This is a genomic window from Actinosynnema sp. NPDC037264, from assembly GCF_055603705.1.
In genome coordinates this window covers 127,805-151,042 of record NZ_JBVJVK010000018.1, presented here as the reverse complement: position 1 = coordinate 151,042, position 23,238 = coordinate 127,805, and the positions used below count along the sequence as shown (strand labels likewise).

Genomic DNA, 23,238 nt, shown 5'->3' with positions numbered 1-23,238 from the left:
CCCCCCCCCCCCCCCCCCCCCCCCCCCCCCCCCCCCCCCCCCCCCCCCCCCCCCCCCCCCCCCCCCCCCCCCCCCCCCCCCCCCCCCCCCCCTCCTCCCCCCCCCCCCCCCCCCCCCCCCCCCCCCCCCCCCCCCCCCCCCCCCCCCCCCCCCCCCCCCCCCCCCCCCCCCCCCCCCACTCCGGGTGGCGGACGTCAGTCCTTCTCGGACGGGAACGCCACCTCCGTGCCCGCGTCCGCTCCCGGTGGGCGAGGGGGTTTCCCGGGGAGCGGGGACGCGGTGAGCAGACCCGGCGTCGCGAACACCGTCGCGACGGGGAACGTCGTGGCCGGCGCCGACCGGCGGCGCGGATCCGGTGGTTCGGACGAGTCCGGTGTCGGTGGTGGCTGGTCGTTCCGTCGAGTGGACATCCGCTCCCCCAGGGGGCTGTCAGTCCTGGAAACAACCCGCTCGGTTGAACACTACTAGTGCCTAGTCCTAAAAGACAACCACGGACCCCGTCCGGAGGACTTCCGCTGGTAGGATGCCGTCATGGCGACCAAGCGCAAGTACGATGACGGGTGCGCGACGGCTCACGCCCTCGACCTGGTGGGGGAGCGCTGGGCGCTGCTGATCGTGCGCGAGTTGCTGTTCGGCCCGAAGCGCTTCACCGACCTGCGGACCGGCATGCCGGGCGCGAGCCCCAACGTGCTGTCGCACCGGCTGCGCGAGCTGGAGGAGTTCGGCGTGGTGCGCCGCCGCAAGCTGCCGCCGCCCGCCGCCGCCTGGGTCTACGAGCTGACGGCGTGGGGCCGCGAGCTGGAGCCCGTCATCACTTCGCTGGGGCGCTGGGGCGGTCGGTCGCCGTCGCTGCGGCACGACGCCGCGATCAGCGTGGACTCGCTGATGCTCGCCCTGAAGACGTTGTTCGACCCCGGCCGCGCGGACGGCTTCACCGCCGACCTGGTGCTGCGGCTGGGCGAGGACTCGTTCCGCGTGCAGCTGTCCGTGGACCGGATCTGGATCACGCGCGGCGAGCTGGACCACCCGCAGGCGGTGATCGAGACCGACCCGGCGACGCTCAACGCGTTGATCTGGAGCGGGCGCGGCCTGTCCGAGGCGATCGAGGCCGGCGACGTCGAGCTCACCGGCAGCCGGGAACGCGTGGAACGCTTCCTCGGCCTGTTCCCCCTGCCCGAGCCCGCCGTGGTCGCCTGACCCGCGCGGCACCCGCCGGGCGTTCGGGCCCGCAGCGTCGGGACGGCGCTTCCCGCGCCCGCGAAGGGGGGAAGCGCCGTCGGGTCTCAAGCGGTCGACGCGGTCACGACGGTGGCCGGGGTGGGCGGCTGCCGGCCGAGGATCAGGTCGGCGGCCTTCTCGGCGATGGCGATCGTGGGCGCGTTGGTGTTGCCGCGGATCACCGTCGGCATCACGGAGGCGTCCACCACGCGCAGCCCTTCGACGCCCCGCACGCGCAGCTCGGCGTCGACCACGGTGCCCATCGCGCACGTGCCGACCGGGTGGAACTCCGTCTGCGTCGCCCGTCTGACGTGCTCGCGCAGGTCGGCGTCGGATTCGGACGCGGGCCCGCCCACCTGCCGCTCGGTGTAGGGCGACAGCGACCGCTGCCGGGAGAGCTCCAGACCCCGCCGCACGCCCTCGACCATCGCGCGCAGGTCGGCGTCGTCGTCGTAGTAGTTGTGCCGGATCTGCGGCTTGGCGGTCGGGTCGTCGGACGCGATGGTCACGCTGCCCCGGCTGCGCGGGGTCAGCAGGCACGCGCCGAAGGAGATGGCGTGATCGGTCGGCGTGCCCAGGCCGCCGTCGGCGAACATCACCGGACCGGCGATGAACTGCATGTCCGGCGCGGGCAACCCGTCCTCGGACCGGAAGAAGCCGCCCGCCTCGCCGATGTTGGACGTCAGCGGACCGGTGCCGTGCTCCACGAACTCCCGCCCGTACTTCGGATCGCTCGCGATGAGCAGGCTCACCGGCTGGGAGTGGGCGAAGACCAGCATCACGTGCGGGTGGTCCTGGAGGTTCCGCCCGACCTCCGGCTGGTCCAGCACGACCGGGACCTCCAGCGCCCGCAGCAACTCCGCCGGACCGATGCCCGACAGCTGGAGCAGCTGCGGCGAGTGGTAGGCGCCCGCCGAGACGATCACCTCGCGCTCGGCCCGGATCTCCAGCTCCTCGTCCAGCCGCGAGCCGACGACGCCGGTCGCCCGGTCGCCGTCGAAGCTCACCCGGTGCACCTCGACGTTGGTCTCCACGGTCAGGTTCGGCCGCGCCATCGCCGGGTGCAGGAACGCCACCGCGGCGCTGCACCGCTTGCCGTCCCGCTGGTTCACCTGGTACAGCCCGAACCCGTCCTGCTCGGCGCCGTTGAAGTCGTCGTTGGTCGGGTAGCCGGCCTGGACCGCGGCGTCGACGAACGCCGCGGACATCACGTTGCGTGACCGGCCGTCCGAGACGGTCATCGGCCCGCCGACGCCGTGGAACTCCGAGGCGCCGCGCTCGTTGTCCTCGGAGCGGATGAAGTACGGCAGCAGCTCGTCGTAGGACCAGCCCGGCTGGCCCCAGCCGTCGAAGTCGAGGCGGTGGCCGCGGATGTAGATCATGGCGTTGATGGAGCTGGAGCCGCCGAGCACCCGGCCGCGCGGGAGGTAGATCCGGCGACCGTTGAGGTTCGGCTCGCCGTGCGTGTCCAGGTCCCAGTCCAGCCGGGTGCGGAAGAGCTTGCCGAACGCGGCGGGCACGTGCACGGTCGGCGAGGTGTCCGCCGGTCCCGCCTCCACCAGGCACACCTTGACGTCCGGGTCCTCGGACAGGCGCGCCGCGAGCACACATCCCGCTGAACCGGCGCCGACGATCACGTAGTCGTACATCCGCGTCTCCTCTTCCCGGGGGAACTGTCGCAATGAGTGACGAAACCCAGGGGGAGTATCGTAAAAAATGCCCCACACGGCCGCTTGTTCCAAAGTGCTTACCTGTCGTAAAGGGGCGGTTCGCGGCGCTGCCGGTAGCGCCTCCCGGTTGCGCACCGTCACCCCGTGCACGACAAGAGGTCCCGCTCGGAGAAACCGAGCGGGACCTCTGGGATCGGACCTGACCGCCGTGCCGGAGCGGCTTGACCTGGTCGGGGGCGGCTGGTGGGTTCTTCCTCGATCACCTTCCGGGTTGCGAGAGCGGAATTCCCATTGGGGGAGAATCAGGCGGACGTGCCGATTGAACTGCGTTCGGTCACCTTTTGGGTCCGGTCCTGAAGTCGGTTGATCGGCCGGCTCGGGAATGGGATTCCGGGCCACCGGGAATTCATTGCCGAACCGGCGTGACGGGAGCACGCACGGCGGCACGGGTCTTGAGCCCGAGGGCCAACACCCCGCCGAACAGGATGGCGCCCGCCGCGACGGCCAGCGCCGGTCGGCTGGCGGAGACGAAGGCGGTGCCGAACGCCTCCCGCGCCAGGGAGCCGAACAGCTCCGCCTGGTCCGGGGGGAGGTCGGCCGGGGTTTCCACGCCGCCCTGCTGACCGGCGCCGAGCCGCAGCCCGTGCGCGGCGGCCTCCTCGAACGCGTCGAGGAACCGCGGCCGGACGTTCTCGGGCAGCCGGGTGGACAGCACCGCGGTCTCCTCCCGCAGCGCCGCCACGAGCCGGTTCTGCAGCACCGCGCCGACGACCGCCGCACCGAGCGCGGCCCCGGTCTGCCGGGCGGTGTTGAGCACACCGGAGGCGATGCCCGCGCGTTCGGGTGGGATGCCGCGCATGGCCTCGGTCGTGGCGGGGGCCAGGGCGAGTCCCATGCCGACGCCGATGAACACCATCGGCACGACGAACGTGGCGGGCGTCGACGTCGCGTCGGGCACGAACGCCACCCCGAGCACGCCGGCCGCGTAGAGCACCATGCCGACGGTCAGGGGCAGCCTGCCCCCGATCCGGTCGGCGAGCCGCCCGCCGACCGGCGCCACGGCGCTGAGCAGGAGCGTCCACGGGAGCGCCGTCACGCCGGACATCAGGGGGCTCATGCCGAGCAGGGTCTGCGTCTCGATGACGAACACCAGCATCAACCCGTACACCGCGAACGACGTGATGAGCGTGATGCCGGTGGCGATGGAGTAGTTGCGGTCGCGGAAGAGGTCCAGCGGCACCAGGGCCTCGCGCTGCCGCCGTTCCCACAGCACGAACGCCACCGCCGTCACCACGCTCAGGACGAGCACCGCCGGGATGCTGACCACACCGGTGATCACGCCCCAGTCGTGCCGCTGCCCCTCGACCAGCGCGTAAACCAGCGCCAGGAGCGCGACGGTGGCGAGGACGACGCCGACCACGTCGAACCGGTGCGGCCGCCCGGCGCGCAGGTCCGGCACGAACTTCAGCGCCAGCACCACGCCGAGCACGCCGAACGGGACGTTGAGCAGGAACACCGCCTGCCAGCCGAACGCCGTGACGACGAGCCCGCCCACGGTCGGCCCGCTCACCGCCGCGACACCGGCCACCGCGGTGAAGATCCCGAACGCCGCGCCCCGCCGCTCGGCCGGGAAGATGCCGGAGATCAACGTCAACGCCTGCGGTGTCAGTGCCGCCGCGCCGATGCCCTGCAACACCCGCGCGCCGATGAGCAGGCCCGGTGACGTGGCCACCCCGCAGAGGACCGACGCGACCGTGAAGACGGTGAGGCCGGCGACGAACACCGCCCGCGGCCCGACCAGGTCGCCGACCCGGCCGAAGACGATCAGCAGCGACGCGAACGCGAGCAGGTAGCCGTTGAGCACCCACAGCACCTCGTCGATGCCCGCGTCGATGCCCGACATGATGTCCGGCGCGGCGGTGTTGACGATGGTGGTGTCGAGCAGGATCAGGAAGTTCGCCAGGCACAGGACCACCAGCGCCCGCCACGGCCGCTGCACCTCACACCTCCGTCGCGCGGTGCAGCAGGCCCGCCATCCGCCGGGCAGCCGTGAACGCGGACCAGGACACCAGCTCGACCAGCCGCCGGTCGTCACCGCCGAACGCGGCCACGGTGTCGTCGTCGACCTGGTAGGACGCGATCGCCACGAGCAGCGCCAGGGTCGCGCCCGGCCGGTCCTCGGCGGGCAGGCCGGCCACCGCGTCGGTGACCCAGGCGCGGCTCAAGCCCGGTGGCGTGCCGTCCCACGCGGCGATCCGGTCGAGCACCAGCTCCCGTGCCGGCTGCGACAACGCCCGCTCCCCGCCGGCGTCGAACGCCGCCGCGATCCGGCCGAGCGCGTCGGCGATGACCGGGTTCCCGGCCGACCAGGCGAGGTCGTCCGGCCGCGGCGCCTCCGCCAGCAGCCGCAGCGAGCGGCCCGGCGGGTAGTCCTTGCGCGCGCTCGTGCCCATGAACTTGCCCAGGAACCGGCGGGCGGGCGCGGGCGCGTTGGCCGGCAGCGGCGAGTCGCCCAGGAAGACGTTCACCAGGCGGTTGAGGTAGTGGAACGCCACCACCACGCCGAGCAGCTCGGGCAGCTGCTCCGCCGGGAACGGCCGTGCCGCACCGGACCCGCTCGCCCACGCCTCGACGTCCTCGAACGAGGTGGGGGTGAGCTCTTGGAGGGTCGCGGTGTGGATGGAGACGCAATAGGGGCAGGTGTTCGAGCGCGACACGGCCGCCGCGACCGCCTCCTTCACCGCGCGCGACGCGTGCCCCGACGCGACCAGCGTCTCGCGCAGCAGCGACCAGGTGGCAGCCAGGGCGACCGGCGCGGGGGAGTGCAGCGCGACGGGCGGCGCGAGCATGCCGAAGTCGGCCTCGACGTCGGAGTACACGGCCGCCACCAGGCCGGTCGCCGCGCTCGGCTTCACCGGCTCGACGTGACGGATCTGGTTCAGGGAACGGCGCAGCGCGGTGCGGACGATCCTGCCCATCGGAATCTCCCTAGCTGGTGTGAGGTTTCACGGTCGGCGCCGCACCTGGCGCCCCGAGCACGGTGGCGGAGCCGGGGCCGCCGAACGCCACGAACACCGCGCCGCCGGCGTTCGACCGGTGCGCGACCGCCGTCGACACGCCCGCACCGCTCGTCGCCGGCACCGAGAGGCAGGTCGGGGGCGGACGCGCTGATCACGGGGTCCCGCGTCAGCGGCCCGACCACCGCGAACCGCCGGGCCGCGACCAGCGTGCGGACCGCGATCGTGGCGGTCCGCGTTCGGGCACTTCCCGGAGGTGCCGGGTGAGCGGGAACGACGACTCGCACCGGGCCGGTCCGACGAGGGCGCGCCGGTCGCCCGGCGCCGCGCCGACCGGCCACCGCCACGTCGAGCGCGACGGTGGCCGACGCCGAGGTCGGGCCGTGCGCCCGGCGCTGCGCGGTGTCCGCGCGCGGAGTGGTCACGCGTAGATGCTCTCGCCGTTGGCCCCGGAAACCTTCTTCCGGACTGCTCGGACGTCTGCCGGCCCGGCGGCGGGCGCGCACGGACGAAGATGACCGGGTCGGGCAGTCCTTGCGACGATGGCGGGTCGCGCGGAACGAGGTGCGCGCGCCCTCACCAGGGCACGCCGGAGCGCGCGATCACCGCCACCCGGCCGTGACGCGTGAAGATCGCGAGCGGCGGCGCGATCCGCTTCGGGTACAGCGGTACCCGGCCGCGAGGGACGCCCTCGCGACCGGGTCCCACCGGCGACTCAGTCGTGCACCAGGTCCGGCAACAGGTTCTTCACACCGCGCCGACCGCTGGTCTCGCCGTCCGGCGACGGGGCGCCGTACTTCACGTCCACCCCGCGCTCCTGCAGCGCCCGCACGATGCCCGGCATCGCGCGCTCCGCCAGCGCGGCGATGGTCAGCGCCGGGTTCACCGTCAGGGCGCCCGGCACGGCCGCGCCGTCGGTCACGAAGATGCCCGGGTGCCCGCGCAGCTCGTGCCGGTCGTCCAGCGCGGAGGTCTCCGGGTCGTCGCCGATGCGGCACGACGCCAGCGGGTGCACGGTGTACGCGCCCACCACGTCGTTGGTCCACGGCATGACCTTCGACAGGCCGTCCTTCTCCATGATCGACTTGACCGCCGCGTCCGCCTGCCGCCAGCCGAACAGGGTGTTCTCGGTCGGGTTGTAGGTGATCGGCCCCCGACCCAGCATCTGCTGGGAGATGCGGACCGAGTTGCCGGTGGGCGGGGGCGTCCCGAACACGCCCTCGTTGTCGTCCTCGGTCATCGAGAAGATCGTCAGCCAGGACTGCCACTTCTCGACGATCTTCTTCTTCTCCGCGCCGAACCACGTGGGCGCGCCGGGCAGCGCGTCCGGGGTCTGCGCCAGGATGGTGCCGAAGCCGGGCGGGAAGTACAGCTGCTCCAGGCAGAACCGCGAGAACTCCGGCAGCGAGGGGTCCAGGTTGTCCCAGCTCGCGACGGTCGGACCCTTGCCGATCTGGTTCGCCGCGTAGGACAGGTCGTCCTCGCGCGACAGGCCGAGCAGGTCGCGGGCCTTGTCCTCGTCGATGATCGCCGTGTTCAACCGCTCGCCGTTGCCGGAGAAGTACCGGCCGACGGCGTGCGGCATCTTGCCGAGCGTGTCCTCCGACCGCTGCAGGATCACCGGCGTGGCGCCCGCGCCCGCCGCCAGGATCACGATCTTGGCCTCGATCTCGCCCTGGCCGATGCTCACCCGGTAGTCCACGTCGTGGATGACGTTGTAGCTGACGCGGTAGCCGCCGTCCGCGGTGCGGGTCAGCTTCTGCACCTCGTGCATCGGCCGGATCTCCGCGCCGTGCGCGATCGCCGCCGGCAGGTAGTTGAGCAGCAGGGACCGCTTGGCGTCGAACTTGCAGCCGGCCATCATCCAGTTGCAGTTGGTGCACAGCTTGGTGTCGATGGCCACGGGCACGGGGTTGGCCGTGCGGCCGGCGTGGTTGCAGGCCGCGGCGAACAGGCCGCCCGAGTAGCTCGCCTGGTCCCAGTCCTGCTTGGTGACCGGCAGCGCCTCGCTGACCTTGTCGTACCAGGGGTCGAGGGTGTCGCGGTTGATGGCGCCGGGCCACATGCGCCGACCGATGCTGCCCTTGCGCTCGAAGACGAACCGCGGCGCGCGGGGCATCGCGGCGAAGTACACGACGCTGCCCCCGCCGACGCAGTTGCCGCCGAGCAGGCTCATGCCGTTGCCGACGACGAAGTCGAAGATCCGCGTGTACGAGGAGCCCATCAGGTAGTCGTGCTCGAAGTCCTTGCCCTCGAGCCACGGGCCTCGTTCCAGCACGGTGACCTTGGCACCGCCCGCGGCGAGGTGGTAGGCGGCGATGGCGCCGCCGAACCCGCTGCCGACGATGAGGACGTCGGTGCTCTCAGTGCTCGTCATGGTAACTCCAATCGCCGGGCCTGACGGGCGCGGCAGAACGGTGCGGACACGGGTCAGGCGGGGTCACCGGACGGCGTGGTGCCCGGGTGCTTGCGTGCGAGCGCCCTGCCGTACGTGAAGGCGGGGAACCGCCAGAGGCCGTCGGCGTCCGGCATGGAGAACTTCATCGCCTTCAGCCCGGGGTGCCCGGCGGCGATGGCGTCGAGCGTGTGCATGTGCGCGCCGGTGTCGAAGGCCATGTTGCTGAACAGCGTCAACGCCACCCAGCCGTCCTTCTCCGGGTGGCCGGGCGCGACGAGCCGGGCGACCAGCGCGGTCCGGTGCTCGAACGCCAGCGCCACGAACGGCGGCACGTCCTCGTCCAGCTCCAGGCCGTGCTCCGCCGCGTAGTCGCGGGCGTGCCCGTTGAGCATCTGGGTGAGGCTGTCCAGCCCTTCGGCGACGCCGGCGGCCGGTGTCTCCAGGAGTTCGACGGCGCCGGCGACCACCGCGCCGCCACCCTCGCTGGCCCCCGCGATTGCGCGGTCGTCCGGCGAGCGCTTCGCCCCCGGCACGATGGTGTCCGCGAACGCCTCCAGGGTCATGGTCCGTACGGCGCGATCCGGTGCGGTGTCCAATTGCACGGGTGATCCTTCCTCCGGGTCGGCGAAGAATGGGTCGACCGGACACCCGAAGACATCGTGCGGCCGACTCCTGAAATGCGCGGGAGCTCTCGCCCCCGCGTTCTCACCATGGTCCGACCGGAGCACTAAAAGATGCTTCTCCGTGGTTGCCTTGATAATGTCGCTAGGGCACTTGCCGGCGGCTGCTGGGCCGATGGATTCACTCGACGTGCGGCTGTCCGCAGGTGTGGCGGGACGGCTGACCGGGCTACCGGGGCGGCCGGGCGCATTTGTCGACGCGCCTCATGATCGGATGATCACTCGTGGCTCGCCAGGGGTGCTTATGCATCCGGGACCCCGTAGTGCCTTGAAACGTGCCTTGACAAGATCATCCCGGCGTCCCGCCGATGATCTTGTGGACCTCGTTGGCGAACCTTGCGCAGGCTGTGGGGGCCATGTAGTTTGCAAGAATCAGGGTGACTACTGGGGAATTCTGGGGGTTCTCCGAAGGCTGCGCGCCATCGGAACCCGAAGGACTGCGGCCCTATCCCCCCTCGCCGGTGGGCCGGCCGTGGTCGGAGTTGGTGTTCCACCTCTGTCGGCAAACTCTACGATATGGGGGTCGTAGTGGGCGAAGTACTCGAGCGAGCAGTGGGCCGGGTAATCGACTTCATGCGCGAGAATATTGGCGACCAATTCTCCCTCGACGACATGGCGCGCACCGCGAATTACAGCAAGTTCCACTTCTCGCGGGCCTTCCAGAGGGTCACCGGAGTGTCACCCGGTCGGTTCCTGGCCGCCGTCCGATTACAGGAAGCCAAGCGCCTGCTGGTGTCCACGTCACTGACCGTGACCGACATCAGCCACCGGGTCGGCTACACGAGCGTCGGCACGTTCAGCTCCCGCTTCCGCGCCAGCGTCGGCGTCTCGCCGACCACCTACCGCCAGTTGGGCGGCTTCGCGCCGCACATCCCGATGGCACGGCGTTCGGGGAACACGCGCACGGCCACCGTGCAGGGCGAGGTCTTCGCCCCGTCCTGCGGCACGCCGGGGCTGATCTTCATCGGCCTCTTCCCGGACGGCATCCCGCAGGGTGCGCCGATCAGGTGCTCCGTGCTCAGCCGCCCGGGTCCCTACGTGCTCACCTCGGTCCCGCCGGGGACGTGGCACCTGCTCGCGCACTCCGTGGCGCTGGGCCGCGAGTCGATGCTGGCCGACGGGCCGTTCGCCGACGACCTGGCGCTCGCGGTCGCCTCGTCGGGCCCGATCACCATCCGACCCGGTGTGCCGGTCCGGCACGCCGACCTCGCCCTGCGCCCCAGCTGCGTCCTGGACCCACCGGTCCTGCTGGCGCTGCTGGACGTGCGCACGGTCGCACTGGGGGCGGGTGCCGCCTCCTGAACCACCAGGGCGGACCCGCTGCGATCACAGATAACCGGACACCAAGGACGAAGACACATAATCAGGGCCGCCCCGAGGGGCGGCCCTGATTATGTGCGGTGCTATTACGCGACGGCGTGCACGGTCATCGGCAGACCGCCCCGAATCCTCAGCGAGAGCATCGGTTCGGGCACCACGTCGTAATCGGGCACCGTGCGCAGGTCCAGCTCACGGGCGATCATGGCGATGGTGAACGTCGCCTCCATCATCCCCAGGTGGTTGCCGACGCAGAACCGGGGTCCGGCGCCGAAGGGGATGTAGGCGTAGCGAGGACGGTTGTGCGTGGTCTCCGGGTTGAACCGCTCCGGGTCGAACCGGTCGGGCTCGTCCCAGAACGCCGGGTGCCGGTGCAGGGTGTACGGGCAGATCAGCACGTCCGCGCCCTTCGGCACGAAGTAGCCGCCCACCTCGTCGTCGGCCTGCGCCGCGCGCGGCAGGATCCACACCGGCGGGTAGAGCCGCATGACCTCTTCCACGACCATCGTCGTGTAGCGGAGGCCGTGCAGGTCCTCGTACGTGGGCATCCGGTCGCCGAGCACGGACTGCGCCTCGGCGCGGACCCGCTCCTTGATCTCCGGGTGCCGGTCCAACAGGTGGAAGGTCCACCCCAGCGTGCTGGCCGTCGTCTCGTGCCCGGCCAGCATCACCGTCACCAGCTCGTCGTGCAGCCGCTGCCTGCCGAACGCGGGGTCGGGCTCCTCCGCGGTCGACGCCATGACGCGCGAGAGCACGTCGTCGCCGTCGGCGTGGCCGTTGGCCACCCGCCGGGCCGCCAACTCGTCGACGACCCGGCGCAGCTCCTTGCGCGCCTTGCGGAACCGCAACTGGTGGGGGAGCGGCACCCACATGGGCACCGCGCTCATCGACACCATCTCGAACATCGCCTGGTCCTGCACGGCCTCGAAGGCGTGTCCGACCTGCTCGAACTCCGAGAGGTCCTCCGACAGGAGCGTCCGCCCGAGGACGTCCAGCGTCAGACCGGTCATCTCGTCCATCAGGTTCAGCGGCGTGCCGTTGACCCCGGCGCGGAGCCGGTCGACGAGCCTGCCCGCCGACTCGGCCACCGCGCCCGCCTGCTGCGCGATCCGCTTGTGCTGGAACGCGGGCTGGGTCGCCTTGCGCTGCTTGCGCCACAGCTCGCCCTCGCTGGTGAGCAGCCCGTCGCCGAGCGCGCGGCGGGCGTGCACGAGGCCGATGCCCTTGTGGTAGTTCGCCGCGTTGTCGGCTAAGACGTGCTTGGCGTGCTCGGGGTGGTTGAAGAAGTACAGCGTCTTGGGTCCGATGGCCATCCGGACGGCGTCGCCGTACCGGTCCGCGGCCGACGTCATCAGCGCCAACCGGTCACCGACCAACTTCTTGAGCAGGCCCAGCGTCGCGCTGCGCGGAGGTCCCGGAGGGTTCCGCCGGACGCCGGCCGCGGTCGCGGTCATGTCGGCACGACCTCCGTCTTCTTCTGCGCACCGTTCCCGTTGAGGGCGGGGTCGCCGGCGGCCTGCTCGACGGGCGGCTGCTCGGCGGCCGCCATCGCCTTCTGCTGTGCCGCGGCCTCGGCACGCGCCTTGTCCACGATGTGCAGGGCCCACAGGAAGCCGCCGCGGATGAGGCACACGATCGCCGTGGCGAAGAAGATGCCGTAGGGGATCGACATGCCCATCAGCACGCCGTACACCGCCGCCACGCCGCCACCGAAGGCCACCTGCGACAGCGGCCGCGACGGGCTGGTGCCCGGGTCGGTCACCATGTAGTTGGTGAACAGCACGAACGCGACACCCGACATCATGCCCAGGCCGGCGGGGATCGAGACGTCCAGCAGGAACCCGCGGACCACCGCCTGGAGCACGAACCCGATGATCCACGCCATGATCAGCCACAACCGGCCGGTCAGCATGCCGTTGAGCATGGTGCCGCCGAGGAGGATCAGCGCCGGGATCAACCAGTCGACGAAGGTCCCGACGTGCTCGGTGAAGTGGTAGGGCGGCGCGATGGACGCCCACGGGAACACCAGCAGGATCACCGCGATGCCGAAGTTCGACGGGTTCATGTAGTGCCGCATCCGGCCCCGCACCGGGACCCGCAGCACCCACTTCGCGCCGACGGCGACGGTGACGCCGAAGATCAGCGCCCACACGTTGTCGTTGACGTAGATGAGCATGTTCATCGCGAGGCTCGTGATGTGCGCCGGGTAGAGGAACTCCATCAGCCCTCGGAACCCGTTGCCGGCGAACCGCGGCGCGCGGCCCTCCTGCCGGGCGCCCACGATCTCGAGGAAGATCTCCACGACGTAGCCGGTGGCCAGCGCGATGAACGGCCACAGCCACGGCTGCTCGAACCCGAGGATCGTGTAGCCGACGATGTTGAAGATGGTGATCGAGATGGCGAACCGCCGGAGGGCGGTGACCACCTTGGGATCGTGCCGAGGCGGGCTCGGTTGCGTCTCAGCCATGCCGTCACTTCTCCTTGGCCTGGTCGCCGAGCTGCAGGTCGTGCCAGCCCGCGGACAGTGTCAGGTCTTGTTCGTGGATCGAACCGTCGCGGTCGCGCCACTCGATGTGCACGTCGACCGGTCCGGACTGCTCGCCGAGTCCGAAGTGGACTTCGTGGCTGCGCTTGCCGGAGTGGCCGCTTCCGCCGTCGACGCGGTTGATCTGGGTGCGCCCGTCGGCGGTCTTGATCGTCACCTGCGCGCCGATCACGGGGGAGCCGACGGTGTCGTCGCCGTCCTGCTCGTGGGTCAGCCGCAGGCCGAGGAACTCGTTCGAGGACTTGCCGGTGTTGTGGTAGAAGACCGGGTCCTCCCACTGCCGGGAGATCGCCATGTCGAGCCGGCCGTCGCCGTCCACGTCACCGGTCGCGATGCCGCGGGTGGGCACGGGGATGTCCAGGCCGAGCGTCGGCGAGAGGTTGTCGTAGCGGCCCTCGGCGTTCTTGACGAAGAGGTGGAACCGCTGGCTGCCACCCACGTCGTCGCCGGCGGTGACGTACGGCCACCACATCGGGTTGGCCAGCAGCGCGTCGTTCGCCGTCGCCAGCTCCTGCAGCTGGGGCCATCGGTTGACCTCGCCCTTCACGAACCCGGTCGCCTGGGCGACTTCCAGCTCACCGCTGTTGTCGAAGTCGGACAGCTTCACGTCCCAGCCCCAGCCGGACCAGGCCAGCAGCAGCGGACCGCTCTCGTCCTCCCACGGCGCCTCGCCCCCGCTCAGGGACGACTTCATGTCGGCGCCGGTGCTCATGAACGCGAAGTGGCTCTCCTCGATGCCGAACGAGGTGGTGATGTTGCTGACGTACATGTCGTAGAGGGCGTCCCCGTTGAGGTCGCCGAAGTCGACGCCCATGCCCTTGAACGAGTCCACGCCGACGTTCTTGGACTTCGGCTCGAACGGCGTGATCCTGCCCTCGACCGCCACGAACTTGAAGTTGCCGGGGGTGGACCGGTTGTGCAGCAGGCGGTCGCGGCCGAAGTCGTGCGCGACGTACAGCTCGGGCAGCAGGTCGCCGTCGACGTCGTTGGAGGCCGATGCCAGGGCCCAGCCCTTGGACGCGTCCACGGGGATCGCGTCGTCGTGCTGCTTGAAGCTGGCGGTCGGGTTGGCGCCCGCCGTGCCACCGGTCCACTCGAAGACGTAGTCCTCACCGCCGTTGAGCGCCGCCGACATCGAGGCGTTCATCTCCACGCCGGTGTCCTTGCTCGGGTCGAGCACGGGACCGTGCGGGAAGTAGTTGCCGATGAAGATGTCGTCGTGCCCGTCGCCGTCGAAGTCGGCCACGGTGGCGGAGTTGGAGTTCCACTCCGGCCCGGCGTAGCGCCCGCTCGACGCGCCGGGCACCAACTCGGTGGCCTGGAACGAGTCGGCGGTCAGCTCGTCCTCGCCGGACTTGGCGAGGTGCAGGATCGGCGTGCGGCCCCACAGGTAGACCAGCAGGTCCATCGCGCCGTCTTCGTTGAAGTCACCGGGGACGCAGCCCATCGGCGCCATCACGTCGTTCACCGGCAGGCTGCCGGAGCTCAGGGCGAACGGCGCGTACCGCGGCGTCTTCCCGGCCTCCGGCGCGGGGGTGATGATCACTTGGTCGATGCGCACGTCGACGAAGCAGATGTCGTTGGACAGGCCGTCGCCGTCGAGGTCGTTCATGGCGATGGCGGAGCCGACCGACGAGATCCACGCGTCGATGTGCTTGTAGTCCTTGTTGACCTTGCGGATCGTCTGCTGGGTGTAGCCGCCGGGCAGGGCGATGTTCTCCGGCGCGAACCCGAAGCCCGACGCCAGCTCCTGCTTCTCGGCGGCCGACGACTCGGGGTGGCTCGCCACCGAGAAGGTGGCGGCTACCAGTACCAGCGCGATGATTCCGGGGAGTTGCTTGCGCAGCCAGCCGATGGTTCCGCTCACGAGCCGACTCCTTCCTGGTGGACGAACTGTGCGGCGATGCGTCGCCGCCACGTCTCGAACGCGGGCTCGGCGCCGTCGACGATCGGCGGTGCGGGACGCACGTCCTGCGTGATCCGCGCGGCTTTCTCAGGCTCCATGCCGCAGAACACCCGGGTGGCCAAACCGGTGTGGGGAACCATGTTTCCCGCCTTCGCGCGTGCCTCGGCGGCGAACGCGCTGGCCTGCGCGACCATCCCGGAGTGCTGCCCGGAACGTTCGCGGAACATCAGCAGCTCGTCCTCGGTGACGCCGCCCGCGTAGGTGGCGGCCAGGCCCGCGCCGGAGTAGAGGTCCTCACGGCGGTGCTCGGCGAACCCGTCGATGAGGTCCGCGACGTACTCCGGGTCGGTGCCGCCGACGAACCACATCGCGCGACCGATGCCCTGGTCCAGCGCGCGGTTCGTGTAGGCCCGCGGTCCCGAGCCGGGCCACGGGAAGTCGCGGTCGACGTACTGGCCGTGCACGTACTTGTCGGTGTGGAAGTAGGCCTGGTGGAAGCCGTAGCCGTCGAGGACGAGCCAGCGCAGCAGCGGGTCCGTCGTCGAGTCGGCCGGCCACCGGAACCGCGGCAGCCGGGCCATCGCCCAGCCGATCCCGACGTAGATCATGTAGATGTGGTCGCCGCCGCGTCCCTCCAGGAACTGGTCGACGTGGCGGGAGTGGCCGAAGGGCATTCCGTCGAGGATCGCGAGGCCCATTCCGGCGCCTTCGTAGGCGAAACCCTTGAACCTCGTCGGCAGCCTTTCGAGAGCTTCCTCGGCATCCCGCGGGTGGCGGGCTTCGACCGCGGCGGCGTATCCCTCGATGAACATCCGGCCGACGGTCTCCAGCAATTCCTTGCCGGCCTCGTTCTTGACCCTGAAGCCGCGGGTCTCCATCAGCGTGTCGGATATCTTCGGAGTCAGTAATCGGCGCCGCAAGGCGCGCAGGGCACTCACATTCATCCCCCCAACGTCGGGCGACGATCAACCGGACAGGAACGGGAAAATAGTTGCAGCGGGGCACTCGGCGCGGCTACTTCAGGCTTGCGGATCCACGCCGGTAAACCTTCGATCATGCGGCGGGGTGCGTCCGCATTGCGCCGAAATGCGCACGAATCCTGCTGCGCCACACCTCGTACGGCGGTACCGTGCCCTCGGTGTCCGGTGCGACCGCGGTGGCGTCGGCGAGTTCCGACGCGGCCTCGGGAGTGATCTCCGCGAACGTTTCGACGGCGATGGCGCTGTGCGCGGGGACGAATCCGGCGTGAACGCGGGCTTTCACCGCGAAGACCGAGCCGAGTGCCAGTTCCGGGCGGTGCTCGCCCGCGGCGGCGGGCAGCGCGGCCAGCTCGTCGGGCGTGCCGCCGCCCGCGAACGTCGCCGCCAGGCCGACACCGCTCCACAGGTCGGCGTGCCGGGCGGGATCGAACCGGCCGACCGCCCGTGCCACCTCCTCGGTCTGGGCGCCGTGGATGAACCACAGCGCCCGGCCGATGCCCTGGTCGATGGCGCGCGGGAAGTAGTCGGGCCGGCCCTGCCACGGGTAGGACGGGGGCACGCGCTGCTCGTCGATCCACTTGCGGCTGTGGAAGTAGGCCAGGTCGAAGCCGTAACCGTCGACCGCGAGCCAGGTCATCGTCGGGTGGTAGGGCGACCCGGCCAGGTCCGGCACGACCTTGCGCCACAGCCCGCGCGGCAGGTGGTTCATGGCGAACCCGATGCCGATGTAGGCGACGAACAGGTGCTCCGCGCCGGGTCCGTTGAGCAGGTCGCGCGCCCGCGTGCCGCGGCCCATCACGTCGCGGATGGTGAACGCCATCACCGCGCCCTCATAGGCGAAACCGCGCAATTCGGGCTCGACGAACCCGAGTCGGCGCACGATCTCGTCCTGGTCGCGCGAGTCGATGCCCCACTCGAAACCGCAGACCACCGACTGCGGGATGGCGTCCAGCTTCGGCGCGTACTCCGAGGACGCGCCGGGGAAACCGCGCGCGCCGAGCGTCACCTCCTGCAACGAAGGCGCCATCACGAGCCTGCGCAGCGATCCCAGCGTTGTCGACATGGTGCTAGACCCCCAGTGCGTCTTGGGATTTCCTCGTGCCCTCGGTCCGGACGGCGATCGCGGTGGCCCGCGAGGTCGAGCTGTGGTGGGTGCCCGCGTGCGAGACCTTCCGGAATGGGTCCGGCACGACGTCGGGCGCGATGTCGTCGGCCACGCCGTCGTCGATCGGCGGGTCCGCGAAGTGGCCCGGCCGGGCGCCCGCGGGCGTCGAGCCGCGCAGTGGACCGATTATGACGCGGCGACGTGGAAAATGACCGTCGAGGAGAGTCGCGGTGGCCACCTGATCGGCCCCGGCAGCGGGGTCGACCCCCTTTCGGGGTGCTTCGTCGGTGCCGATGCGGACCATCCGTGGCTCCTTGCCGAGGATATCGGTGAGTTGCGTGGTCGTACTTCCGCGCCGCGTGCCGGGCGTTCCCAGGATCGGTCCGGGCGTCGGTGAAACCTTCTCCGAACATGCGGACTTCGTGGGCGAAGCGAGTGGTTCACCCGTCACGACCGTTGCGCGGAGTGCCGACAACGGGAACGACACCGTTGTGGGACGTGCCGGTCGGACGGTGGAATCGGGGGCGCGGCGTCGTCCGCGTCGGGGCCGGATCACGCATTCTCGGGCGCACCGGGTTCCATTGTCGGAAACTGCTCGGTGCTTCTTCCGAGTCGTGGCCGGCGTCGCGGAGGCGATCGGAGCGGGAACCGATCGCAATCGTCCGCGGGGCCTGGTGCGAAGGCGGTGACCGCTCGCCACCGGTGGCGGCCATGGGGCCGGGACCACCCGGTCGCGGAGTTGGCGCGGCTGCCCTTGGCGCGTCGCCGGAGGTCACTGGGCGGCACTTCGGGCTCGGGCCGCGACTTCACCGGTCGGGCATCGCGGGCAGGGAGCCGGTGGGCCGGTTCGGGTCACCGGCGCGCTCACGCGCGTCAGGCGGGGCGCCGGTGACCGGACGTCGAGAACCGCCGCTCGGGAAGCCCGACGAGGCGGCATCCGGGACGTGATCGCCGTTCGACGTGGCCGGCGTCGTCCCACGCGCGTGGCGGCCCGGAGCCCTGGGGAGCTCCGGGCCGCGGGTGCGTCAGTCCACGTTGGACAGCGTGAACTGGCCGGGCTTCCTGCCGTCACCGGCCGGACCGCGGTACGCCTGGGCGATGTCCAGCCACTGCTCGGCGAGCTCGCCCTCCGCGCGCAGGTCCAGGTCGGAGTGGTGCCGACGCCGGGTCACCAGCAGGCAGAAGTCCTCCGCCGAGCCCGTCACGCGCTGGGCGGCGTCCTCCGGGCCGTAGGACCACAGCGTGCCGGACGGTGCGGTGATCTCGAACCGGAACTCGTCCGTCGGCGGCTCCTCGCCGCGCGCCAGGTAACCGAAGTCCTTGGTGCGCACCGCGAAACCGACCAGGAAGCCGAGGCGGTCGTCCCACTCCCGGTGCACGCCGAGGGCGTCGGCGACGTCCTGGCCGTGCCCGAACAGCTCCATCATGCCCGCGCTGGCCAGCACCGACGGCGGCAGCGGGTTCACCAGCCACGGCACCGTGGTGTCGGCCGGCACGGCGGCCAGCGCGTCGATCGCCCGCGCCTTGGTCTGGGTCCAGCGCGCCACGAGTTCGGGGGTGTCGAGCGCGAGGTGCGGCGCCATCGCAGCGTCCACGTTGGCGTTGAAGTCGGGGGACAGCCCCGCCATCATCGCCTGGAACCGCGCGCCGTCGGACGCCGCGAGGCCCGCCATGGCGAAAATCGCGGTCAGGTGCGCCACCTGGTGCTTGACCGTCCAACCGGGTGAGGGCGTCGGCAGCGACCACGCGGAGTCGTCGAGGTCGGCGATCATCCGGTCGAAGTCGTCGCCCGTGGCCCGGAGCGCCGTGATCACGTCCATTGCGCATGTCCTTCGCTCGAGTTGGCTGAGCTCTGACGATGCCGCAGCGGACAGCGGAAGTCTTCTCACGTCGTGCTCTAAGCCCTCCTGCCCGTCCGCGCGCGGTGGTCGGTTCGAGGACGACCGAGGTGCCTGTGCGTGACGGGGCAGCGACCCGGCTCAGGGCGCATCACGGCTCGGTGGGTGCGCGGAACGTGACGCGGAGAACCTCACGGAGGTCGACGAACGCGGCGAAGACCGGCAGGTGCGGACCGGCCTCCCCGCCCGGCTCAGGCGACGCCGGCGGCGATGAGCTGCTGCCAGATCACACCTTGGTCGACGACCTCGACGCCGAGCTTCTCCGCCTTTGCGGTCTTGCTCGCGCCGACGTCCGCCCCGGTGATCAGGTAGTCGGTGCTGGCCGAGACCGAGGTCGCGGTGGTGGCGCCTGCCTTCTCGCAGAGCCTCTGGAAGGTGGGGCGGGGCACCTTCTCGCCGGAGCGCGGGTCGCTGATCGCCCCGGTGATCACCACCGTCTTGCCCGCCAACGGCGCGTCGGACGCCACGACGGGCGGCAGGTCCTCCTCGCGGACGTCCAAGGACACGCCGTGCTCCCGCAGCCGCGCCAGCTCGGGCCGCAGCCGGGCGAGGTGCTCGGTCAGCGACGCGGCCACCTTCGGCCCGATGTCCTCGACGGCCACCAGTCGTTCCTCGCCCGCGTCGGCGACCTCCTCCAGCGAGCCGAACCCGGCCCGGCACAGGCGGGTGGCGGTGCCTTCCGAGGCCATCGGGATGGCGAGCCCGATCAACGCCCGGCGCAGGCCCACGGCCCGGCTGGCGGCGATCGAGTCGATCATGCGGGTCGCGGAGGTCTCGCCGATGCGGTCGAACTCCAGCAACTGCTCCTTGGTCAGCGTGTAGAGGTCCGACGGGTTCTCCAGCAGCCCGGCCTCGGCGAGCCGCTCGATCCACACCGGGCCCACGGCCTCGATGTCCGCTGCCGCCCGCGACGCCCAGTGGATCAACCTGCGCACCGTCTGCGCGGGGCAGGCGACGTTGGTGCAGAACAACTCGCGGCTGTTGCCCTGCTCGGTCAACGGCTGCCCGCACGACGGGCACTGCGACGGCGGCACGATCTCCCGCTCCGCGCCCGTGCGCTTGGACTCGTCCAGCACGCCCGCGACGAACGGGATCACGTCGCCCGCTCTGCGGATCAGCACGGTGTCGCCGATCCTGATGCCGCGCGCCCGGATGACCTCCTGGTTGGCCAGCGTCGCGCGGGTGACCGTCGTGCCGCCCACGAACACCGGCTCCAGGTGGGCCACCGGGGCGATCTTGCCGGTCTTGCCGACGTCCCAGACCACGTCGAGCAGCACCGTGGTCTTCTCCTCGGCGGCGAACTTGAACGCCAACGCCCCGCGCGGCGAGCTCGACCGAGTGCCCGCGGCGGCGAAGGCGTCCCGGTTCGCCAGCCGCAGCACCGCGCCGTCCAGGTCGTAGTCCAGGTCGTTGCGCCGCGTCTCGATCTCGGAGATCACCGCCTGCGCCGCCTCCGCGTCGTCGCAGTGCCGCATGTCGGCGACGTCGAACCCGAGCGCGCGCAGCCCGTGCTCCAGGTCGGCCGCGGCGCCGCCCTCGGAGGTGTCCAGGTCGAAGGCGAAGAACTGCAACCGGCGCTCGGCGACCGTGGCCGCGTCCTTCGCCCGCAGGGTGCCCGCGGCGGCGTTGCGCGGGTTGATCAGCGGCTTGTCCGGGTGCGCGGTGTTGTAGGCGGCGAACGTGGACCGCAGCATCACCGCCTCGCCGCGCACCTCGACCCGGCCGGGCGCCTCGACCCGCTCCGGCACGCCATCGACCAGGGCGCGCACCAGCGGCGTCACGTCGTCGCCCGTCGTGCCGTCACCGCGGGTGATCGCCCGGGCCAGCCGCCCGTTCTCGTAGACCACCGCCAGCGACAGCCCGTCCAGCTTCGGCATGACCACCACCGGCTGGCCCGGGAAGCGGTCGAAGAACGCCGCGACCTGCTCGGGCTTGGTCGCCTTCTCCAGCGACAGCATCGGCCGGGAGTGCCGGACCGGCGCGTGCAGCACGGCGGGCGCGCCCACCTGCTCCAGCGGGTTCGGGTCGGGCGCCAGCTCCGGGTTCGCCTCGACGAGGCCGCGCAACTCGTCCTCGATCGCGTCGTACTCCGCGTCCGCAACCAGCGGCGAACCACGGTAGTAGGCGTCGCGCAGCACGACGACCTGGTCGGCGAGTTCCTGGATGCGTTCCCGAGCGTTCACGGCTCACAAGTTACCGGCGACCACCGACAACCAGGGCGTCGACGACCCCGGACCAGCGTGAATTCGGTCGCGGAACCGCTCGATCAGGCCTAACTTCTGCGTCGAGCAGAGGAGAACCGTGGAGCAGATCAGCAAGCGACTGGTGAACTGGGCGTCCATCCTGGACCCGGGCACGCGCGAGCAGGCCGAGAAGGCCGCGCGGATGCCGTTCATCTTCCCGCACCTGGCGCTCATGCCCGACGCGCACCTCGGGAAGGGCGCCACCGTCGGCAGCGTCATCCCGACCCTGGGCGCGATCATCCCGGCCGCCGTCGGCGTCGACATCGGCTGCGGCATGATCGCCGTGCGCACCCAGTTCACCGAGGACGACTTCCGCGCGCGCCCGCTCGCGCCGCTGCGCGAGGCGATCGAGGACGCCGTGCCGCTGTCGGCCGGGAAGTACAACACCCGGCTGACGGACACGGCGCGTGAGCGCGTCGACGTGCTCGCGGGCCGTGCGGAGGCGGCCGGCTTCGACCCCGGTTCCTACGCGGGCAACTGGGAGCTGCAGCTCGGCACCCTCGGCAGCGGCAACCACTTCATCGAGGTCACGCTGGACGAGACCGGGCGGGTGTGGCTGTTCCTGCACTCCGGGTCGCGCGGCGTGGGCAACAAGATCGCCCAGAAGCACATCCGGGTCGCGCACCAGCAGTGCGAGCGCCGGTGGATCGACCTGCCCGACCCGGACCTGGCGTACCTGGTCGAGGGCGAGGACGAGTTCTGGCACTACATCCGGGAGATGCGCTGGGCCCAGGACTTCGCGTGGTCCAACCGCGAGGAGATGATGGACCGGGTGGTCGACCGCGTGGCCGAGTGGACGGGCAGTGAGGTGCAGCGGCAGGAAGTCGTGAACTGCTTCGCCGGCGAGACGCAGGTCATCACCAGGACGGGTACACGTCCGATCGAGGCTTTGACGGGTGGTGTGCACGAATTGCTCACCGCCGACGGTGAATGGGTCAAGGCCCCTGTCCGGTGGTTCGGACGGCATCAGGTTTACGAGGTGCTGCTCAGCCGCTCGGGAGTGACCAAGACGATTCGGGCGACCGCTGACCACCGCTGGCTCCTGCGATCGCGCCGTGGACACGAGTACGAGGCGACGACTGCGGAACTGAAGCCCGGAGAACGACTCCAGTTCACGTTCCCGCGTCGGCCGGACGGACTCGCGGTGGACCGTGAGGCGGCGGCCCGTGGTTTCGTCTACGGCGACGGGCACAGGGCGGGGAACCGGGCCTGCGCGAACTTCTGCGGCGTGAAGGACGTCGCGCTGCTCCCGCTGTTCGACGGGCTCGGACGCCCGCCGCGCACCTACGGTGCAATGAAGCGGATCAACGGGCTGCCGGTCGAGTGGAAGACGGAGCAGCCTTCGCTCGACGCACCCCCGGACGTGCTGTACGGGTGGCTCGCCGGTTACTTCGCGGCGGACGGCGATGTCGGAAAGACCGGCCGCCCGACCCTCGCCTCCGCGTCCCGAGAGCACTTGGAGTACGTGCGCCTGGCCTGTCAGGCAGTCGGAATCGGCACGTTCGGCATCCGGTCGCGGCTGCGTACCGGCTACGGCACGGAGCCGACCGCGCTGCACCTCGTCGGCCTGATGCGCGGTGACCTCGATCCGGACTTCTTCCTGATCGCGGAGCATCGGGCCCGGTTCGTGGCGGGACGGCACGCGGCCGAGCGCCGCGGCTGGAATGTCATCTCCGTGCGACCGACCGTAGAAGTGACCGATGTGTACTGCGCGGTCGTCGACGATACGCACTCGTTCGCCTTGGCCGACAACATCCTCACCGGAAACTGCCACCATAATTACACCGAGCAGGAGACCCACTTCGGCAAGAAGGTGTGGCTGTCCCGCAAGGGCGCCATCAACGCCGAGAAGGGTCGGGCGGGCCTCATCCCGGGCTCGATGGCCACCACGTCCTACGTCGTGGTCGGCAAGGGCAACCCGGTCGCGCTGAACTCCTCGCCCCACGGCGCCGGCCGCGAGTACTCCCGCTCGGCCGCGCGCCGGGCGTTCGGCCGCGACGACCTGCGCAAGGCGATGGTCGGCATCGAGTACCGCGACACCGACGCGTTCATCGACGAGATCCCGGCGGCGTACAAGGACATCGACGTCGTGATGCGCGACGCGCAGGACCTGGTCGAAGTGCGGCACACGCTGCGGCAGATCGTCAACGTGAAGGGCGATTGACCGGCGGGGGAGGGGGGGGGGCCGCCCCCCCCCCCCCCCTCCCCAGGTCGTGGTTGATCTTTTCTCCCTTGTGCCCCAACTCTACACCGTTTTAGCC

General features: G+C 71.0%; 18 protein-coding genes. 3 read left to right on the top strand and 15 right to left on the bottom strand.

The features are described from left to right. Positions 1 to 194 precede the first annotated feature (194 nt). Positions 195 to 410, bottom strand: coding sequence for a hypothetical protein (locus ACZ7GX_RS21615; protein WP_498778933.1), 216 nt, complete (start codon positions 408 to 410; stop codon positions 195 to 197). A gap of 121 nt (positions 411 to 531) precedes the next feature. Here ACZ7GX_RS21615 and ACZ7GX_RS21610 point away from each other — a divergent pair, with 121 nt between their 5' ends. Then, positions 532 to 1,197, top strand: a complete 666-nt coding sequence (locus tag ACZ7GX_RS21610) for a winged helix-turn-helix transcriptional regulator (protein ID WP_498778931.1) — start codon at positions 532 to 534, stop codon at positions 1,195 to 1,197. Positions 1,198 to 1,283: 86 nt separating this feature from the next. Here ACZ7GX_RS21610 and ACZ7GX_RS21605 read toward each other — a convergent pair whose 3' ends face one another. The 6 genes from ACZ7GX_RS21605 to ACZ7GX_RS21580 all read right to left on the bottom strand — a co-directional run bounded on the left by ACZ7GX_RS21605 (position 1,284) and on the right by ACZ7GX_RS21580 (position 8,866). Then, positions 1,284 to 2,867: a GMC family oxidoreductase gene (locus tag ACZ7GX_RS21605; protein WP_498778930.1), complete on the bottom strand. Its 1,584-nt coding sequence runs from the start codon at positions 2,865 to 2,867 to the stop codon at positions 1,284 to 1,286. A gap of 427 nt (positions 2,868 to 3,294) precedes the next feature. Beyond that, positions 3,295 to 4,887 carry a DHA2 family efflux MFS transporter permease subunit gene (locus ACZ7GX_RS21600; protein ID WP_498778929.1) on the bottom strand — a complete coding sequence of 531 codons (1,593 nt, stop codon included), beginning with the start codon at positions 4,885 to 4,887 and terminating at the stop codon, positions 3,295 to 3,297. 1 nt (position 4,888) lies between these two features. Next, positions 4,889 to 5,866, bottom strand: coding sequence for a carboxymuconolactone decarboxylase family protein (locus ACZ7GX_RS21595; protein WP_498778928.1), 978 nt, complete (start codon positions 5,864 to 5,866; stop codon positions 4,889 to 4,891). A 10-nt stretch (positions 5,867 to 5,876) separates the two neighbouring features. Continuing rightward, positions 5,877 to 6,005 carry a hypothetical protein gene (locus ACZ7GX_RS21590; RefSeq protein WP_498778926.1) on the bottom strand — a complete coding sequence of 43 codons (129 nt, stop codon included), beginning with the start codon at positions 6,003 to 6,005 and terminating at the stop codon, positions 5,877 to 5,879. A 615-nt stretch (positions 6,006 to 6,620) separates the two neighbouring features. Further along, a complete protein-coding gene (locus tag ACZ7GX_RS21585) occupies positions 6,621 to 8,282 on the bottom strand; it encodes an FAD-dependent oxidoreductase (RefSeq protein ID WP_498778925.1) in 1,662 nt (553 codons plus the stop codon). A 53-nt stretch (positions 8,283 to 8,335) separates the two neighbouring features. After that, entirely contained in the window at positions 8,336 to 8,866 is a 531-nt protein-coding gene (locus tag ACZ7GX_RS21580; RefSeq protein ID WP_498778940.1) for a DUF5987 family protein, read from the bottom strand. Between the two features lie 690 nt (positions 8,867 to 9,556). On the opposite strand from ACZ7GX_RS21580, the gene ACZ7GX_RS21575 reads away from it, so the two are divergent. Further along, entirely contained in the window at positions 9,557 to 10,285 is a 729-nt protein-coding gene (locus ACZ7GX_RS21575) for a helix-turn-helix transcriptional regulator (protein ID WP_498778923.1), read from the top strand. A 104-nt stretch (positions 10,286 to 10,389) separates the two neighbouring features. On the opposite strand, the gene ACZ7GX_RS21570 is transcribed toward ACZ7GX_RS21575, so the two are convergent. The 8 genes from ACZ7GX_RS21570 to ligA all read right to left on the bottom strand — a co-directional run bounded on the left by ACZ7GX_RS21570 (position 10,390) and on the right by ligA (position 20,917). Further along, a complete protein-coding gene (locus ACZ7GX_RS21570) occupies positions 10,390 to 11,754 on the bottom strand; it encodes a cytochrome P450 (protein WP_498778921.1) in 1,365 nt (454 codons plus the stop codon). Then, entirely contained in the window at positions 11,751 to 12,767 is a 1,017-nt protein-coding gene (locus tag ACZ7GX_RS21565; protein WP_498778920.1) for an enediyne biosynthesis protein, read from the bottom strand. Before ACZ7GX_RS21565 ends, ACZ7GX_RS21570 begins: the two co-directional genes overlap by 4 nt. Positions 12,768 to 12,771: 4 nt before the next feature. Beyond that, on the bottom strand, positions 12,772 to 14,712 hold the full coding sequence (locus ACZ7GX_RS21560) for a CRTAC1 family protein (RefSeq protein WP_498778918.1): 1,941 nt from the start codon (positions 14,710 to 14,712) through the stop codon (positions 12,772 to 12,774). Beyond that, positions 14,709 to 15,695, bottom strand: a complete 987-nt coding sequence (locus ACZ7GX_RS21555; protein WP_498778915.1) for a DUF1702 family protein — start codon at positions 15,693 to 15,695, stop codon at positions 14,709 to 14,711. Before ACZ7GX_RS21555 ends, ACZ7GX_RS21560 begins: the two co-directional genes overlap by 4 nt. A gap of 109 nt (positions 15,696 to 15,804) precedes the next feature. Continuing rightward, positions 15,805 to 16,794: a DUF1702 family protein gene (locus ACZ7GX_RS21550; protein WP_498778913.1), complete on the bottom strand. Its 990-nt coding sequence runs from the start codon at positions 16,792 to 16,794 to the stop codon at positions 15,805 to 15,807. Positions 16,795 to 16,798: 4 nt separating this feature from the next. Further along, on the bottom strand, positions 16,799 to 17,140 hold the full coding sequence (locus tag ACZ7GX_RS21545) for a hypothetical protein (RefSeq protein WP_498778911.1): 342 nt from the start codon (positions 17,138 to 17,140) through the stop codon (positions 16,799 to 16,801). 721 nt (positions 17,141 to 17,861) lie between these two features. Next, the gene (locus ACZ7GX_RS21540) at positions 17,862 to 18,656 is read right to left on the bottom strand and encodes a TIGR03084 family metal-binding protein (protein WP_498778908.1); all 795 of its coding nucleotides are present in this window, start codon (positions 18,654 to 18,656) and stop codon (positions 17,862 to 17,864) included. Between the two features lie 269 nt (positions 18,657 to 18,925). Then, entirely contained in the window at positions 18,926 to 20,917 is a 1,992-nt protein-coding gene (gene ligA, locus ACZ7GX_RS21535; protein WP_498778905.1) for an NAD-dependent DNA ligase LigA, read from the bottom strand. Between the two features lie 118 nt (positions 20,918 to 21,035). Here ligA and ACZ7GX_RS21530 point away from each other — a divergent pair, with 118 nt between their 5' ends. After that, positions 21,036 to 23,141, top strand: coding sequence for an RtcB family protein (locus tag ACZ7GX_RS21530; protein ID WP_498778904.1), 2,106 nt, complete (start codon positions 21,036 to 21,038; stop codon positions 23,139 to 23,141). Positions 23,142 to 23,238: the final 97 nt, after the last annotated feature.